This is a genomic window from Sphingobacteriia bacterium (assembly GCA_017304685.1).
In the GTDB taxonomy this organism is placed as follows: domain Bacteria; phylum Pseudomonadota; class Alphaproteobacteria; order Rickettsiales; family 33-17; genus JAFKLR01.
This window is the reverse complement of record JAFKLR010000003.1, coordinates 1086144-1104556: the sequence shown is the minus strand read 5'-3', so window position 1 is coordinate 1104556 and position 18413 is coordinate 1086144. Positions and strand designations below refer to the sequence as shown.

The following is an 18413-nucleotide window of genomic DNA, read 5'->3' as shown; positions in this document are numbered from 1 at the left end:
TGCTAAAATAATCAAATAAAAACAGGTAGAAAATCATAACTTTCTACCTGTTTTTCTTAAAACTTGTGAGATATAAAAATTTATATCATATTCCTTATCATGTAAGGTAATATTCCACCGTTTTTAAAATATTCAACTTCAACTTTTGTATCAATTCTACAAATCAATGAAGTTTCATGTTTAGAACCATCTTCACGAGTAATGATAAGTTTAAGTTCCATTTTAGGTTTAATTTCACCTGAAAGGCCTAAAATATCAATTTGCTCATTACCAGTTAAGTTAAGAGTTTTTCTATTTTCGCCGTCTTTAAATACAAGTGGTAATACACCCATACCAACTAAATTTGAACGGTGAATTCTTTCAAAGCTTTCTGCAACTACTGCCTTTACACCTAACAATAATGTTCCTTTAGCAGCCCAGTCACGTGAAGAACCTGTGCCATATTCTTTACCAGCAAAAATAACGAGAGGTGTTTTATCATTTTTATAAAGCATTGCTGCATCATAAATGCTCATAGTGTCACGAGTAGGAATATATTTTGTAAGTCCACCTTCAACACCTGGAAGCATTTCGTTTTTAATACGAATATTCGCAAAAGTTCCACGCATCATAACTTCATGATTCCCACGACGAGCGCCATATGAGTTAAAGTCTTTTTGCTCAACACCTTGGTCACTTAAATATTTTGCCGCAGGGCCAGCTTTTGAAATATTTCCTGCAGGTGAAATATGATCGGTTGTAATACTATCTGCAAGTAATGCAAGTAATCTTGCCCCTTTAATATCGCCAATAATATTAGTATTTTTACTCATACCAACAAAATATGGTGGATTTTGAATATAAGTACTTTTATCATTCCAAGCGTAATTAAGTCCTTTTGCAATTTTAATTTCTTTCCAATATTTATCACCACTAAACACATCATTGTATTTTGCTTTAAACATTTCGGGTGTAATTACTGAATTTACTACATCTGCAATTTCCTTATTAGTAGGCCAAATATCTTTTAAATAAACTGGCTTACCATCACTCGTTGTTGCAATAATATCTTTTGATAAATCAATATTCATTGTACCTGCAAGAGCATAAGCAACCACAAGAGGAGGGGACGCAAGATAGTTTGCTTTAACTAACGGATGCACTCTTCCTTCAAAGTTACGGTTTCCTGATAATACAGATGCAACTACAACATCATTAGCTGAAATTGCTTCTTCAATTTCTTTCTTTAATGGGCCTGAGTTACCAATACATGTAGTACAACCATAACCAACCAAGTTAAAACCAATAGATTCTAAATCTTGAGTTAAACCACTTTTATCTAAATATTCACTTACAACTTTTGAACCAGGAGCTAATGAAGTTTTTACCCAAGGTTTAGAAACTATACCCAAAGCTCTAGCTTTTTTAGCAACAATTCCTGCTGCTATCATTACACTTGGATTTGAAGTGTTAGTACAACTTGTAATAGCTGCAATAACTACATCGGTATTTGCAAGTTTAAAATTTTGTCCTTTAACTTCATAATCTTTAGATAATGAAGTGTTACCAGCTTTAGAAAGTTCAGGTAAAACTTTTAATATAGAATCTTTAGCGGTACTTAATGAAACACGATCTTGAGGTCTTTTAGGTCCTGCAAGACTTGGTTCAACTTGAGATAAATCTAAGTTTAAAATATCTGTGAATTTCAAGTCTTTTTTACCTTCATTCCACATTGTTTGCTTTTTAGCATAAGCTTCAACTAATTGAATATTTTCTTCGCTTCTACCAGAAAGATGTAAGTATTTTAGTGTTTCATTATCAATTGGGAAAAAGCCGCAAGTGGCGCCATATTCAGGAGCCATGTTAGCGATCGTTGCTCTATCTGCAAGTGATAAATTTTGTAAGCCTTCACCATAGAATTCTACAAATTTATTTACTACACCTTTTTGACGTAACATTTGAGTTACTGTAAGTACTAAATCTGTTGCAGTTGTCCCTTCTTTAAGTGAACCAGAAAGGTTGAATCCAATAACTTCTGGTAATACCATTGACTGAGGCTGACCAAGCATTGCTGCTTCCGCTTCAATACCACCTACACCCCAACCAAGTACGGCTAAACCATTAACCATTGTTGTATGGCTATCAGTTCCAAATAATGTATCAGGATATGCTATAGTTTTACCATTTTCTTCTTTTGTCCAAACAACACGCGCTAAATATTCTAAGTTTACTTGGTGACAAATACCTGTTCCAGGCGGTACTACTTTGAAGTTTGAAAATGCTTCTTGTCCCCACTTTAAGAACTCATATCTTTCAATGTTTCTTTCCATTTCTAGTTCAACGTTTTTTTCAAACGCATCTTTTGTTCCATAAATATCTACTTGTACAGAGTGATCAATTACAAGATCAACAGGTGCAAGAGGGTTGATTTTATTTGGATCACCACCTAATGCTTTTACAGCATCTCTCATCGCTGCTAAATCAACTACTGCAGGAACGCCAGTAAAATCTTGCATCAATACTCTTGCAGGCATAAAAGAAATTTCACGATCTGATTTCGGATTATCAACCCAATCTTTAATCGATATAAAATCTTTTTCAGTAACATTGATTCCATCAAAATTACGTGCAAGATTTTCAAGTAACACCTTCATTGAGAAAGGAAGTTTATTAAGATCAATTTTATAAACTTCAGCAATTTTATTTAAATTATAATAGTAATAAGTTTTTCCCTTTACATCAAAACTATCAATAAATTGTTCTTTATTCATAAGTTCTCCATTAATTCATCCACAGCATATAACATCTAAAAAAAGCAATCAATATCAATAGTTTAAAAATTTATATAATTTTCTACTTTTCTCTTCTTGGGCTATTGTTATTAATAATATGTCCAAAGTTTTTTTGAAAATTATCTCTAATTTTGCTAATATCTTCGCTTTTAGCTAATGAACTTACCGATTTACCATTATAATTTCCTTCAACAATATCCATTATATTTTGAATCAAATAAAACCCGCTATCAGCACCTTGATTGTAAATCACTTGCGGTTTATCATTATCTTTAATTAATGTTATTACATTTGGAAGATGTTTCTTTAATTCATTAAAGCTTTTCAAAATGTTTGCGGTGTGATCAGTTTTTTCGCCTCTTGGATTAATTAAATAAATAGTTTTATTATGTAATAAAATACCTGCATAATATGTTCCAACAGGGCCGTTTATTTCAGGTTTTGCAAGTTCTCTATAATTTTCTTCTTTAATATAATTTGCCTTAATTGTTTGTATAATTAAAACTGTAGAATTCTCTTTATAACCATTTACTAATGTTTCTTCTGACTTGTTTGATTCTGCAAGATTTGCCGATAGATGCACAGTAATTTTAGAATTATATTCTCTTAAAATTTCCAAAATTTCAAAAGTAGTTAACCATCTATTTGCATTATTAAAGTTACTTAATGCATTAAATCTACTAATATTGTCTTGTCTAGGTGAATAGACGCTTTTAACAGTATCACTTGAACTTCTAAAAGTAGTAGCCCCCATAGAAAAAGTACTGCCCCATTGACCAATATCTTTTAATTTAGGTACTGCAAGTTGAGGGCGTGTTTTTCTATTTTTTACCGCTATTGCAATGTCATTTGCTGTAGCTATATTTTGTTCTTCACGGTTTTCAGCATTATTATTACTAAGGTTTTTATCTAAAATATCTTTAATTGTTTCTGGCAAGCCTTCATCTTCATCGAAAAAATTTCCAACAGCACTTTTATCAGCTTTGCCTAATTCTTTGTATGCGTTTTGAGTACCTTGTCCTCCTACTAATGTTGCAAGAAAAGTAGAGGTGTGAGCTATAATCCTAGTTGCTAGATAACCTGCTCCATATACTTCCATCACAATACTTCCACCAAAGGAAACAGTTATTAAAGCAATATTACCAATAAATTTAAGTTTCGCAGATCTTTTTTGTTTCAAAGATTTTGCAAGTTTTAAACTAATGACACCATATTGTTTTAAAGCCTCTGCCGCTCTTTCTTTACTTTCAATAACAGTTTGGCTTAAATTTGGAAGTAATAAATTGTTATTTAATCTTTCTTCAATATTTTCTGTATTATCAAATGGGTTATCGTTGCTAATAGTTATTTGATTTATTTTTTTATCGGCTTTTCTCCATTTATTCATCCACATAAAGGCTTCTGACTTAAAATTTTTAGCATAACGCATAATAGAGCCAATAACATCAGATTCCAGTCTTTGTGAAAGAGAGTAACAACGTTTAGCGTTTCTTTTTTGATCTTTAGAATTGTCATTATTCTGACGATAGTTTAAATCATCAAAGCGAAATGGATCGATAGTTGAGGGAGTTTGAGTCAACCCTTCACCAATATCTCCAAAATCAATTTTATTTACATCAATGATGACATCTTCATTTTCTTTTTTTGTTTCTTTATTTACTTTCTTTTTTTCTTTTTTTTCACTAGCAGCAGTTCCAGCAGTATTTATTACTGTTCCTACAAAGTTACTTGCATTATTAATAATGTTATTATTAGAAGTTTTTATACCCTTAATATCAGGTGAGATTTTCTCTGTTTTTTCTTCACTTCCTTCTTCAGACTTTTCCTCTTTAATTAATTTTATTTTTTTTGTTTTAGTTTCTTTTGGTTCATTAGTATTATTATTAAGAGATTCTTTTTCTAACTTGTCTTGTAATTCGCGTGCAATTTTTTCATCTTTTTCAAGTGAGTTATTAGCTCTCATTTCTCCTCTTAATTGTGCAACTTGAGTTTGATGTTCTGGCAATATATCAACAATATGTAATGAAGGGATTGAATTTCCAGTGCTAGGAGTTTTATCACCAGTAGATTCTACTTGTACTTTTTCTTCACTACTTTTAGACATATAATAACCTATTATAAATAGTTAAATAATTTAACTATTTAATTAAAACATTAAATAGTTAATATTATATTAACATATTTTAGTTGTAAGGCAACGATTGTAAGTTATAAGTTTTTAATATATTATAATTCTGCACTTTTAAAATTAATCTTGAGAAATATATATGTTTAAAAAATGTCTTATTATTTTATGGATATTTACTTCGTTTACGGGTTGTAAATATACTGATAATTTACTTGGTAAAACTGTAAATAAAAAAGTAATAATAAAGAAAGAAGAAGAATTTGTTGGCAAATTTACTGTCGTTGCTCTTCTACCTCTTACAGGTAGCCACGATGGAACCGGAAAGGATATAGCCACTGGAATGAAGCAAGCGGTTAAAACCTTACATTCAATAGATAAGGAATATAAAGATATAAATATAAAATTTTTTGATTCGGAAACTGAGTTAGAGAAAGCTATAAGTTATATTAATAACAATAAAATTAAAATTATTTATGGCCCGTATTTTAGTAAATATACGGAACAATTAAGAAAGAATATTAGTAAAAACACGGTGATTATTTCATTTTCTAATGATGAAGAAATTGCTAAAGAAAATGTTTATATCTATGGCCTTCACCCAAAAAGATATGCCGAAATTGTAATAGAAAACTTATTACAAGAAAATTATAAGCATATATTTATCTTATCACCAAAGACAAAAGTGGCTGATCAGGTTATTGAGCATTTAAGTGAAATAGTAAATATAAATGATGCTACTATAGTTAAAATTGAGAAATATAACGATAATGAATCTTTAACTTTTGCTTCTAAATCAATGGCTGAGTCTCTTAAAGCCCAAGATCCACTAAAAACTAAAAATGCATTATTAATATTGGATACAGGTAAGTATATAAAAGATATAATAGATACTTTTATAAGCGAGCAGGTTGATATGACAAGTGTAAAAATATTTGGGACAAATCAATATGATAAATTCGCTGAAATTGATAATGAGGTTTTAAAAGGTATTTTATTTGCAGAATTTAAACATAATGATTATGAGGAAATATTAAGGGGATTAAATAATAATCAAATAGTTAATAATAATATTATCTCTGGATTTGAGCTTTCTCTTTTAATTCCCCAGTTAATCAGTTATTTGGAAAATGGTAACACCAATCTAAATGAATTGAAAATAAGCGTTTTTGATAATAATATGCACATATTTGACATTAAGAATAATGTCTTTATACGAAAAGGCGAGGATAGAGGAGTAACTGAACTCCAATAGTTTAAAGGTGTATATTAAAGTTTTTCAAAATAAAAGAATCTTATTCCACGAAAAAATTTAGTGGAATAAGATTAATAATATGCAGCGCCATTAATAATTACTAAAGGTTTGAATCTGTTAAAATATAGGTTATATCAGCATTTTCTAAAATTGTATTTATTTAGAAAAATATATAAAACTATTCCATATAAGCCAGGCTCACTATTTCTAAAGAAAAAACTTCAGAGTTTTTTAGAGTAATGTTTGATAGAAAATTAAAATATTTCTTCGCTTCACTTAGTTTCTTATTATCTAAAATAATTGATACTTTATTTCCTATTCCACCTGCAATAAGTGGGTCTAAAATAAAAGTAGGTAAGTCTTTATTATTAACATTTATTATTAAAGGTTTTTTATTAACTTCGCTATAATGATATATTTTTTCATTATTAAAGTCTTTTAATGCTGTATCTATTACTACTTTTCTCCCGCATGCAATTCGGTTGGTAGGTTTATTCATAAAAAAATGCAAGCTTTTTTCTCTTTTTACTTCATGGATAATTTTATTAAGTTTGATTTTAAATTTCTTAGACATTAAGGAAATTTCTCGTGTTTCACCAATGCTCATTAAACCAATTATAGGGTCAAGATTATGAAATTCATTTAATCCTAAAGTTATCACTTTAGAACTATTATTATCTAAATCGATTATATCTAATTTATCTCCGCATTTTGAGGTTTTAACAGAGCCTATTTCAATAATTTTATATTCAATAATTGATTTTGGTAATTCCACATCTAAAAAATTATTTTCAAGTTCATTAATAGGATTAACTGGTTGAATTAACCCCCTTAAAAAATCTTTACCTTGAGGTGTTTCTGCGAAAGAAGCTACTATTCCTGCAATTTTTCTTTCAAGTAAATTATCTTTATTTACTTCCTTTCCTGTAATTTCTTTAACAATATCCTTTGTAGGAGGAGGGGCAAGGGGTGCATCAATAATTTCTTGCGAAACTTTAATACCTTTATTTATTTTATTCTCAAAAAGGAAGAATAGAAAAAATATGCTGCCTAAAAATAGAAGTATATTATACCATCTGCTATCCATTAATTATCCTTCTTTTTTGTTTGTAATTTTGTGTAAATTCCTACAAAAATTGCGCAGACTGAAAGAATAAAAATAGTTATAATAGGTAGCCATTCAGCTATAAGATCTTCATTCTCTCCAATATAATAACCAAGTACTATAAGAGTAATCATCCATATGCCGCCACCTAAGGCAGTATATAGACAGAATTTCTTAAGATTCATTTTAGCAAGGCCTGCAGGGAATGAGATGAAATGTCTAACTCCTGGGATCAATCTTCCGGAAAAGGTAGAAACTGCGCCATGTTTATTAAAAAACTTTTCAATAGAATTTAATTTTTTTTCATCAATAAAAAAATATTTTCCATATTTTAGAAGTAATTTGCGACCATATACATATGCAATATAATAATTTAAACCAGCCCCTAAAATTGTTCCTGAAATACTAGTTAAAATTACTAATGTTAAATTTCTTTCGCCCTGATAAACTAAATAACCTGCGGGAATCATTGTTAATTCAGCTGGGATAGGTAAAAAAGTGCTTTCTAAAAAAGTTGCAATAAAAATTCCTAAGTAACCAATGCTATGTGTAAAGTTAACTAACCACTGTATCCAGTCTAAAATTAATTCCATGATGTCTCAAGTTAAATTGCAAATTTATTGAGATGATAATACGTCTAAAACATCTAACCAGCAAGCTTAAAATGTTTAATAATCAAGCAAAAAATTAAATAATTTTCTTTTGTTCATTAAGCCAAGGTTTTTCAATTACTGCTGGAGAGAAGTAATTTCCTTGCAAGTAATCAACTTTAAGATCTATAAGAGTTTTAGCTATATCACCCGTTTCTACATATTCTGCTACTGATTCTAATCCAAATTTTTTGCACATAGCGATAAAGGTTTCAACGAAAATTTTATTATCATGAGAATCAGAAATATCTTTAATAAACGAGCCGTCAATTTTAATAATATCTATAGTTAAAGCTTTAATATTTTTAAAAGAAGTATATCCCGATCCAAAATCATCTAACGCTACTTTACAACCTAAATCTTGTAGTTTTGCAATTAAATATGCAGCTTTACCAAGGTCTTTTAAAATAGCAGTTTCTGTAATTTCAATTATTAATCTTGAGGCAAGTTCAGGGCAATTTCTTAAAAATTCAAACATTTTTTGTAAAAAATTGTTATTGTCGATACAAATACTAGAAAGGTTAAAAGATAATGTAATGTCTTTATATTTTGTAAGATTGTCGATAACCATTTTAAACGAAATGTCATCTATAAGATTTATAAATCCAAATTTTTCAGCAATTGGAATAAAAGGGCCTGCAGAAATTGGCTTACCTTCATCATTAAGTAACCTTAAAAGAGATTCATAAAAGCTGGTGGTACCGTCAGAACTTTTTATAATTGGCTGGAAAGCGAAAGCTATGTTTTTATAAAATAATGCTTTATGAGCAAAATTAGCTAAATGCATTTCATTTTTAATTTTTGCCTGAATATTTAGTACTTCCTTATAAGAAGTGTAATTTTGTGTAGAGTCTTTAGCATTATCAAGAGCAGTGATGCATTGATTAAGAATATCTTTGGCATTAGGTAAATTACTTCCGCTTCTAAGTGTTCCTCCTATAACAGGATGAAAATAAGCTTCTTCATTTTGCTTAAAGCCAAATAGATGAATTTGATTAAAAAAATCTAAAGCGCATTCACTAAGTTTTGCATCCGAGCAATCTTTGATTATAATTAAAAAGTGATTGTGGTTAATGATTTCAACTTGTACATGATTTTTTTGTATTTCATAACCAAGCTTATGGATAAGTGAATAAGCTTTCTCATTACCAAGTAAAAATAATATATTATTAAAATTTTTTATTTCTACAATTAAAAACCCTAATTCATTATTATTCTTATCATCTAATGCATTAGTAATAATTTCTAAAATTCTACTTGAATAGAAATCAGTTATAAGATTAAAGTCTTTCGGTAATAAGTTTTTATCCATTTTAACCTTTGAGCCGTAAAAATTTATTAGTAGTTATAAAAAATTTAAAATAATTATACAAGTTATGAATTACAATCATGAATTTCATGCCGGAAGTTTTTCCGATATTATTAAACATTTAACTTTAATTCATGAAATAGAATATTATAAGTTAAAAAATAAACCAATAGTTTTTTTTGATACTCATGCAGGTCAAGGAATTTATGATCTTTATAATGAGAAATCTCAAAGAACTGGTGAATATTTAACAGGAATTAATCTAGTTTATAAAGAATTAAAACAAGAATTTCCAGTTTTTTGTAAATTAATTGAGAGTTTAAATGTTAATAGTGAAATTAGGTATTATCCTGGCTCACCATATATAATTAAAAATCTAAAAAGAGAAAGTGATAAAGGAATTTTTATTGAGAAAAATAAAGTTATATATGAAAAATTACTTAAATTAAAAGATACAAATATTTTAATTCATAATCGTGATGGATATGAAGCATTAAATGCTCTTTTACCTTTAGAAGAAAAAAGAGGAGTAATTATTATTGATCCTGCTTTTGAAGAAAAAAATGAATTTATTCAAATTAAGACGGCGTTAGAAAAATTATTGAAAAAATTTTCTACCCCAACAATTATTATTTGGTTTCCTATAAAAGATGAAGAAATAGTTGATAGTTTTCTTGATAATATCAATCAATTAACTAAAAATTATATTTATTTAATTACGGAGTTTGATAATATTGAGCAAAACTCTAGTGGAATGAAAAAATGTGGTTTAATAGTTATAAACCCAACTTGGAATTTAAATAAATTTTGGAATGATATAAAAAGTAAGCTAAAAAGCTATAGTTTTAAAATTTATCCTTAAATTATTGGTTTTGTAAAATTAAACCTTGAATCTTTTGATAAATATCTTAAAATTAAATATAAAAATATTAATATTGTTGAAAATAATACTAAAGCATTATGTCAGATGGTAATATAGAAACAGATCCTTTGTTCGTTGGTTTAACTCGACCAGCTATGATGTTGGGGGTACCTTATAATTATTTTGCAGTAAATTTTTTCTTTGCTCTTTTACTCTTCATAAATTTTGACAATAAATTTAAAGCTATATTTGGAGCGGTGTTTATGCACTTCTTAGGATATATATTATCTTTTAAAGAGCCTAGATTTATGGATTTGTTTATGGTCAAAATGAAAAAATGTAATAGATGTAAAAACAAAATTTTTCATGGTGCTAATTCTTATGACCCATTCTAACAGAGTTAAAATTTAATGGCTGGCTTATCAATAGAAAAAACAAGATATGACAAATACATAAGAAGAGAAGTGTCTGTAAGTGAGTTTATTAATTATAGATGCCATTGGAATAGAAATACCATTTTAACTAAAAAAGATGAATTAATAAAAGTTATAAAACTTAGCGGATTTTCTTTTGAAACAGCAGATGATGCTGACCTTGATATAAAGAAAAATTTAAGAAACGGTTTGTTTAAAGGTTTAGCCACCGGTACTCTAGCTTTATATTTTCATGTAATTAGACGTAAACAAAATGTTATTGATCAAAATGAACAAACAATTGATCCAAATATTAAAGTAAAAAAAGATTTTGTTACTTATGTAGATGATGAATGGAAAAAAAAGCATAAAGATAATCAAGCTTTCGTAAATGAGATCTACGTCTCTATTATTAGAAAATCTGATACTAAAGGTGCCGCAATAGTAGAGCATATTTTTGAAAAGTTTAAACAAAAAACAGACAAAAAAGCTTGGGAAAGAGGAATGAGAGATGCATATGAAGAGCTTGAAGAAGCAACTTCACGTGTATTAAATTCATTAAGTAGTTACGGACCAAAAGTTTTAGGAGTAATCCAAAGACCTGAAGGTATGCATTCAGAGATAGTAGAGTTTTTATCTAAGATAGTGAATTGGAGTGATAATGAGGCTCATTATTTTACTCCCACAATGGACATTGATAAATATATAACCACAGTAAGACATTTTTTTGGTGCAAAGTCTTTTGAAATTAGAGGAGCGACAGGTAGTAAATACGCTGGTATGGTTAGTATAAAAGAATACGGACCACGAACCTTTTCAGGTATGCTAGATGGGTTTCTACAAATGCCATTTGAATTTGTTTTAAGTCAATCATTTGTATTTATTAATAGACAAATTGCAATTGAAGAAATGCAGCGCCAATTAAATAGATTATTAAATGCTGGCGATAAAGCTGTTTCCCAAGCAGTTGAAATTACAGCAGCTCAAGATATGGCAATGAGTGGAGATATAGGTTTTGGGGACCATCATTTAACAGTAATGTGTGTGGAAAACTCACCGAAATTACTTGAAAATGCGCTTTCAATGGCATCTGTAGAGCTATCTAACGCAGGCATGACTCCGATAAGAGAAAAATTTAATATGGAAGCCTGCTTTTGGGCGCAATTACCTGGCAATAATGAGTTTATCTCTAGAAGTTCTAAAATAACTACTTTAAATTTGGCTTCATTTGCTTCTTTACACAATTACCCAGTTGGAAAAAAACATGGTAATCATTGGGGTGAGCATGTAACAGTGTTAGATACTACTTCTGGTACACCGTATTATTTCAATTTTCATTTAAGAGATGTTGGACATACTGTAATTATTGGTCCAACAGGAGCTGGTAAAACAGTACTCATGAATTTCTTATGCGCTCAAGCACAGAAATTTAAATGTCGTATGTTTTTCTTTGATAAAGATAGAGGCGCCGAAATATTTATCAGAGCAATAGGCGGTAAATACAATTTAATTAATACGGCAAGTAAATGTGGTTTTAATCCATTTAAATTACCAGATACACCAACAAATAGGAATTTTTTACTAGATTTATTAAAATTATTAGTCACCGTAAATGGTGAAGCAATAACTGCAGAAGATATAGCTCTTTTAACCTCAGCAGTAAGTGGAAATTATAAGTTAGAGCCTCATGACAGAAAATTAAGTAATATAGCTCCTTTCTTAGGAATAGCAACTCCAGGAAGTGTAGCTTCAAGACTTACTATGTGGTATGGAACTGGTTCCCATGCTCAAGTGTTCGATAATCATGAAGATAATGTGAATTTTGATGAAGCAAAAGTTTTTGGTTTTGAAATGGGTGAATTACTAAAGGATAGTATCTGTTTGGCACCTGTTTTATCGTATTTATTCCACAGAATTAATATTTCACTTGATGGCACTCCTTCAATGATAGTGCTTGATGAAGCTTGGGCCCTTATCGATAATCCCGTATTTGCTCCAAAAATTAAAGATTGGCTTAAAGTACTTAGAAAGTTAAATACCTTTGTTGTATTTGCAACTCAAAGCGTGGAAGATGCAAGTAAAAGTGCTATTAGCGATACATTAATACAGCAAACTGCTACACAAATATTTTTACCTAATTTAAAGGCGACAGAAGTTTATCGTACTTCTTTTATGCTATCAGAGAGAGAATTTACTCTTATTAAAACTACTGATCCAGGTAGTAGATATTTCCTTATTAAGCAAGGCAACGATGCAGTAGTTGCAAGGATTAATTTAAGTGGTATGACAAATGTTATAAATGTTCTATCTGGTAGATCAGAAACAGTATTACTAGTAGAACAAATTAGAAAAGAAGTAGGAGATAACCCAGATGATTGGTTACCTGAATTTTATAAAAGAGTAGGTAGAGAATAAATTATGAAAAAACTCCTTATAATTATATCATTAATTTTTTCTATATTATCGCATAATATTACTACTGCTTTTGCTGATGAAGATAGTATCTTTAACGTTAAAGCTGATAGAAATGATGATAGTTGTATTCCGCGTTATGGTTTTGATCGTATAATAAATATTTTAGCGACTTTCGGAATTTATTATTGGCTTTCGCATGATTTTAGAATGATTGATTCACGTGGTGGCGAAACTAAAGAAACTTGTAATACTCCTGTTCCACCTGGAGGGGCGATTAAAGCGACTTATACTCCTTCATTTTTTGGTTTATTTGATACTTCTGATCCAAAAGCAATGGCGCTTAGAGTCAATGATGAGCCATATAATCCTCCTGGAACTATAGTTAGTTTTAGGGCAAGAGAAATTGGTGACATGATGTGTATCCAATGGCTCATGACTCTTGGTTATAGGACAGTAGGTTGTAAATATCGTACTCCACCTGTTGCTACTGTGTCATCTTCCGATAAATGTTATATAAATAGTGAACTATGTGGAAAAGGTAATTCCCAATATTCACAGTCATTTATACCAATAACAGGACCGTTAGTAGATTGCGTAGTACAAGCCGTAAGAACATTTTTCTTAGGAAATGGTAGTGATGCTTGTGTTACAGTTTTAAGTAGATTTCAGAACAATTTAAGATCTACTGTACAAGCATTATTAATTTTATATGTAATGTTTTTTGGTATTAAAATATCACTATCTTCTCAACCTGCGCAAAAGGGTGAGATATTTTTATTTATAAATAAAATGATTCTTGTAACCTACTTTTCTGTAGGTTTTACCATTAACGGTGAAGTAAAACATGGTGTAGATTTTATATTTAATACATTTTTAGATGCCGCTCTTTCACTTTCGCAAATTGCAATCATGTCAGGTTCTGCTAATGGATTATGTGTATTTGATGCTAGTTTATATCCGTCTTCAGTAGAAGATGCAGCAGGTAGAATGATTAGTATGAAACATTATCAAGTTTGGGATTATATTGATTGTAGAATAGCCTACTATTTTGGTTTGAATACAATTGCGCGTCAAGGTGTTAATATTATTGGATCTGTGGCAACGTTATTTGCAGTCATGTTTAATCCTATATTCTTTATTATAGTATTGTTGATTTTGCTTTTTATAATGTTATTTATTTCGGTAATTATTCACGTAGTGCATTCATTTTTAATTTCAATCATTGCAATTACACTTGTGGCATTCCTTGCTCCTATCTTTGTGCCTATGGCATTATTTAATGCTACGAAACGAATGTATGATGGTTGGCTGTCTGCTTTAATGAGTAATGTTATTCACCCAATGGTATTAATGGCATTTTGTGCTTTCATGTTCACAATAATGGATAATGTTATATTCCCAAGTTGTAAATACGTCAAAGATACAGATGCAAGTACTAATATGACGCAGTTTGTTAATAGCATATTTGGTTATGATAAAGCAAAAGGTGGCGTTACAATGTGGACTCTAGAAGTTGACTCAACTTTATCTCCAGAAAAACAAACTGAATGTCGAAATAGTTTTGGTTATTTAATGCAACATATGAATAGTGCTACTTCAGGAGCGCCAGATGATTTCTGGCAGGCCTGTATTAACGCTATGAATAGTTTATTATCGTGTATATTATTTACATTTTTATTTTATTTCTTCATAGGAATGGTCGATTCAATAGCGCAAGATCTTGCGGGAGCGCCAACGATGGGAGGTGCAATGGCAGTCAGTGGTACCGCGCTGTTTGATCAAGTAGCAGGACAGCTAACAAATCAATTAGGTAATCAATTTGGTAAATTAAAAGATAAGCTCGGTAAAAAGAAAACTAAAAGAGGGGACCCTAATAGTAATAAAAAAGGCGGCGACGGTGACGGACCTTCAAGCTCAGTTCAAGAAGAATAGGATACATGATGGTAAGTTTAGTACGGAAATTTTTAATATATATAGGGGTTGTAATAAGCTTAACCCAATGTACTCCGCCTATTCCTTTTATGGAAGAATTCTGCCTGCCTCCAGTAGCTAACGATGATATTAAAGATGGTAGGGTAAGAGCAACTACAGTATCAAATATTATAATTCGTGCTAATGGGTTAAGTAATACTATTACTAAAGAATACAGAGATATGAGAGGTAACCTTTTACAAATTCAGGTTCCAGATGAAAATGCTGATATTTCTCCTTGGGTAACTAATAGCTTTGCTAATGCTGACCCCGATTCTAACATCACAATTAAATCAATATCGGGTTATTATTTTACAGGTCCTAACTTATTTACCAAACCAGAGAACGGTGATTATGAGCAAGCATATGCAACTGGTGAATATAGCGCTCATAAAGGTGGTTATATTGGTAAAAGAATACTTTTTCATACCGAAGGCCCGGGAGACTTTATAGGTGTTGCTCCAATTTATGATCCTATTGCCAAGGTTACACATCATTCTTTATGTAGGGATGAAGATAGAGTTCATTTTGGTGATTTAATTACAATAACTATTCTTAAGGCTGGTGAAGAAGTTTATTTTGATAAAACAAAACTTTTCAAAATAACTACCGTTTTAAATGCAAAAAATGAAGATTGGATTAAGAATAAAAAAGAATACGCGAGAGAAATTAATAAAGATGAAGATGAATGGATTAGGCAAACTCTTGCAAGACATTTTGTTTACTGTATCAACGGTTCATGTAATTGGATAGTAGGTAACGCCACAAAATTAAATGCGGATGGTTCCTTAAGTCTTGCGGAAAATTCAGCGCTTACTGAAGACTATCGTAAGCTCGATCAATTATCTGACGATGACAAAGCTGATTATTTAAAACCATATTATGAAACTAGACAAAGAATAGCGCACCAAGATGGATGTTTAACATTTAAAAAAAATCTAACAAATGATTGGGCAGATATAGATCCTATAGTATATGTTAGAGTGCTTAGAAATAAAGTTAATATAACCGATTCAAATAATGGCGTTGAAATGGCTATTGTTAACTGTGATTCTACTACAAATCCAAAAGGATGTGATCCTAATATAAATACTGATCTTCTTTCAAATGCGGAAAGACATGAAAATTTAAAAGAAAGTAGAAATGACAGCGATAGAATTCATACAGATTCAGGTGGACGAATTTGGATGCAAATAAAAGAGAAGCCTGATACAAATCTGACTGAATATGAAGGTAGTATAAGTGTTAACGTTGAAACGAAAGGTTTTTCTGAAGGAGCTGCAAAGCTTTATATGCCTATCATAAGGACAGTTAAAGAACATTCTCAAAAAGCAATGCAAACAATGTTTAAGGGTATTGTAAAAGATACTGGTTTTGCGACTATAGTAATTTCAGTTATCATTTTGTGGATGGCAGTGATTGGTGTTAAATTTACTATGGGACTAGAACAAATGTCTGCTTCAGAAGTTGCAATGAAGCTTACAAAACTAGGAATTGTTGTTACTCTTATAAGCCCGAATAGTTGGGATGTTTATAGTTACTATTTCTTTGAAGGTATACTAAGTATTCCGGGTTTCTTAGCGAAAGCTATAGATACCGATAGAATGTTTGGTAATAGACTTTTCCAAGATAATCCATTTTTCTTCCTCGATAATTCTCTTGCTTTAATGTTCCATCCTGAAGTTGTAGGTAGAACTTTCGCTATTTTACTAAGCCCTGCAGGTATATTAGTATTTGCCGTTGTAGTATGGGCATGTATTACTTTCCTAAAAGGTTTCTTTAGAGCATTAGTAATGTATATTTTTAGTATATTGTTAATATGTATGTTACTTGCTATTTCACCATTTTTTATTCCATTTCTATTATTTAAATATGAAATGCTAAAAGATAAATTTGAAAAATATATGACTATCGTATTAAGGGTTGCTCTAGAACCAGGATTACTTGTAATTGGTTTATACGTAATTAATCAAATCTTCTTAGTGCTTTATACCAACTTTTTAATGAACTTACATTTATGTTTTAAATGTGCTTTTCCAATAGAATTAAATTTAGGGCCGCTTGGCTATATACCGTTTGTAGTTGAAATTGAAAGAATGATTTGTTTCTGGGGCTTTATGGCTTGGGGAGCGGATAATTTTGGTGGCTTCTTAGGAATAGCGGTAATGTTAATAAAATATTTTATCCCAGCTTTAACTATTTTAATTATTACAATGGTATTTGATGGATATGTAACTTTTGTAAGCAATCTTGCACAAACACTTACTCAAGTTTTCTTATCGGGTGGTCTTGGTAACGTTGGTGCTGCTGGTAGTCAAGGTGGAGCGTTTGCTGCTGCAGATAGCTTATTTGGTGGGATGAAAACAATTTTTAGTGAAACCTTAAGTTTAGGTAAAATACTTGGTGGAAGAATAGTAGGCGATGTCCAAGATAGAATGGCAAGAAGAAATCAAGGAAGATTAGGAGGAGATGGACTAAATAATAATCCTATTGATTCATTAAGAGATAAATTAGGAGGATTATCAGGTACTAATAATATAGAAGCAGATTTAAAAAAGCAGATGAATGCGCTTTCTATGCAGAACGATATGCTTAATGATAGATTAAATACCTCTAATTTACATGGTATAAACAATGATTCGTTTAGCCCGGTATTTAGTCAGGATATGAATTCAGTTAAAAGAGGGATTTTAGAAAATAAAGCTAAATATGCAGAACTTGTTGAAAAATTAAGCAATGGCGATATCCAAGGTGCCAACACTTTATATCAAGAAATTCAAGAAAATAATGATAAATTGCATGATAGTTTTAATGGTTTAATTAGTAGAGCCAACAGTAAATTATCTCAAGAAGCTGTTGATGCAAGAAATGAAAGATATGAATTTGAAAAACAAAAATTTGAAGAAATGACACAAAAAGGTATATCAAATGTGTCACTTGACCAATACTTACAATCACAAGGAGAAGCTAATTATTATACTTCTTTAGTGAGAGAGGAAAACCTTAAAGAAGAAAAAATGCAAAGATTTACAGAAATTCAAAGTACTTATACTGACAATTTCTTTAATGCGCTGGATAAAGAGAGAGAGCATTTTGATAATTTACATACGCTATACAGTGACATTAATGATGCAGCAAATGATGTTAACGCATCAGAAAAAATTGAAGCAACTCTAGAAAAAGTTAAATCTACATTAGAGCAAAAAGGTGTTGATGACTCATATAAAGACGCCACCAATGTACTTGATGAAATGTATAAAGAGCATCAAGATACATTATTTAAAGAAGAAGAAGAGAAAGAATATGGTATGTATACAGATATACAAGAAAATATTCTTGAGCAATTTAAGGGTATTCAAATCGATGCAAATAATACAGAAGAATTACAAAATACATTTGAAAATATATTTGATTCGCTCAGAAATGAGTATGGTTTAACTGATGATCAAGCTAAAGTAATTAAATCAGGCTTATTTAAGTTAGTTAAAGAAACATTAAGTAAAAATAGTTAGGTTAAGAGAGTAAGTATTTGGGGCT

At 30.3% G+C, this 18413-nt stretch carries 11 protein-coding genes; 6 read left to right on the top strand and 5 right to left on the bottom strand.

All coding sequences use genetic code 11. From position 1 onward, the window contains the following. Positions 1-80: 80 nt before the first annotated feature. Both acnA and J0H68_05100 read right to left on the bottom strand, forming a co-directional pair. Positions 81-2750, bottom strand: a complete 2670-nt coding sequence (acnA, locus tag J0H68_05105) for an aconitate hydratase AcnA (GenBank protein MBN8828066.1) — start codon at positions 2748-2750, stop codon at positions 81-83. A gap of 82 nt (positions 2751-2832) precedes the next feature. After that, positions 2833-4875, bottom strand: a complete 2043-nt coding sequence (locus J0H68_05100; GenBank protein MBN8828065.1) for a hypothetical protein — start codon at positions 4873-4875, stop codon at positions 2833-2835. Between the two features lie 163 nt (positions 4876-5038). Here J0H68_05100 and J0H68_05095 point away from each other — a divergent pair, with 163 nt between their 5' ends. Continuing rightward, positions 5039-6151 (top strand): penicillin-binding protein activator, encoded by a 1113-nt coding sequence (locus J0H68_05095; protein MBN8828064.1) that lies wholly within the window; start codon positions 5039-5041, stop codon positions 6149-6151. 178 nt (positions 6152-6329) lie between these two features. Here the strand turns inward: J0H68_05095 and J0H68_05090 are convergent, their stop codons facing one another. The 3 genes from J0H68_05090 to J0H68_05080 all read right to left on the bottom strand — a co-directional run bounded on the left by J0H68_05090 (position 6330) and on the right by J0H68_05080 (position 9218). Beyond that, on the bottom strand, positions 6330-7238 hold the full coding sequence (locus J0H68_05090) for a hypothetical protein (protein MBN8828063.1): 909 nt from the start codon (positions 7236-7238) through the stop codon (positions 6330-6332). Further along, complete coding sequence (locus tag J0H68_05085) at positions 7238-7849, bottom strand: DedA family protein (protein MBN8828062.1); 612 nt, start codon at positions 7847-7849, stop codon at positions 7238-7240. Before J0H68_05085 ends, J0H68_05090 begins: the two co-directional genes overlap by 1 nt. 94 nt (positions 7850-7943) lie before the next feature. Then, the gene (locus J0H68_05080) at positions 7944-9218 is read right to left on the bottom strand and encodes an EAL domain-containing protein (protein ID MBN8828061.1); all 1275 of its coding nucleotides are present in this window, start codon (positions 9216-9218) and stop codon (positions 7944-7946) included. A 64-nt stretch (positions 9219-9282) separates the two neighbouring features. Between J0H68_05080 and J0H68_05075 the strand changes: the two genes are divergently transcribed. The 5 genes from J0H68_05075 (at position 9283) to J0H68_05055 (ending at position 18388) form a co-directional block, all read left to right on the top strand. Next, on the top strand, positions 9283-10077 hold the full coding sequence (locus J0H68_05075) for a 23S rRNA (adenine(2030)-N(6))-methyltransferase RlmJ (GenBank protein MBN8828060.1): 795 nt from the start codon (positions 9283-9285) through the stop codon (positions 10075-10077). Positions 10078-10175: 98 nt separating this feature from the next. Continuing rightward, positions 10176-10472 carry a VirB3 family type IV secretion system protein gene (locus J0H68_05070; protein ID MBN8828059.1) on the top strand — a complete coding sequence of 99 codons (297 nt, stop codon included), beginning with the start codon at positions 10176-10178 and terminating at the stop codon, positions 10470-10472. A 15-nt stretch (positions 10473-10487) separates the two neighbouring features. Then, positions 10488-12905, top strand: a complete 2418-nt coding sequence (locus J0H68_05065; protein ID MBN8828058.1) for a VirB4 family type IV secretion/conjugal transfer ATPase — start codon at positions 10488-10490, stop codon at positions 12903-12905. A gap of 3 nt (positions 12906-12908) precedes the next feature. Beyond that, positions 12909-14837 (top strand): type IV secretion system protein, encoded by a 1929-nt coding sequence (locus tag J0H68_05060; protein ID MBN8828057.1) that lies wholly within the window; start codon positions 12909-12911, stop codon positions 14835-14837. 5 nt (positions 14838-14842) lie between these two features. Then, on the top strand, positions 14843-18388 hold the full coding sequence (locus tag J0H68_05055) for a type IV secretion system protein (GenBank protein MBN8828056.1): 3546 nt from the start codon (positions 14843-14845) through the stop codon (positions 18386-18388). Positions 18389-18413 lie beyond the last annotated feature (25 nt).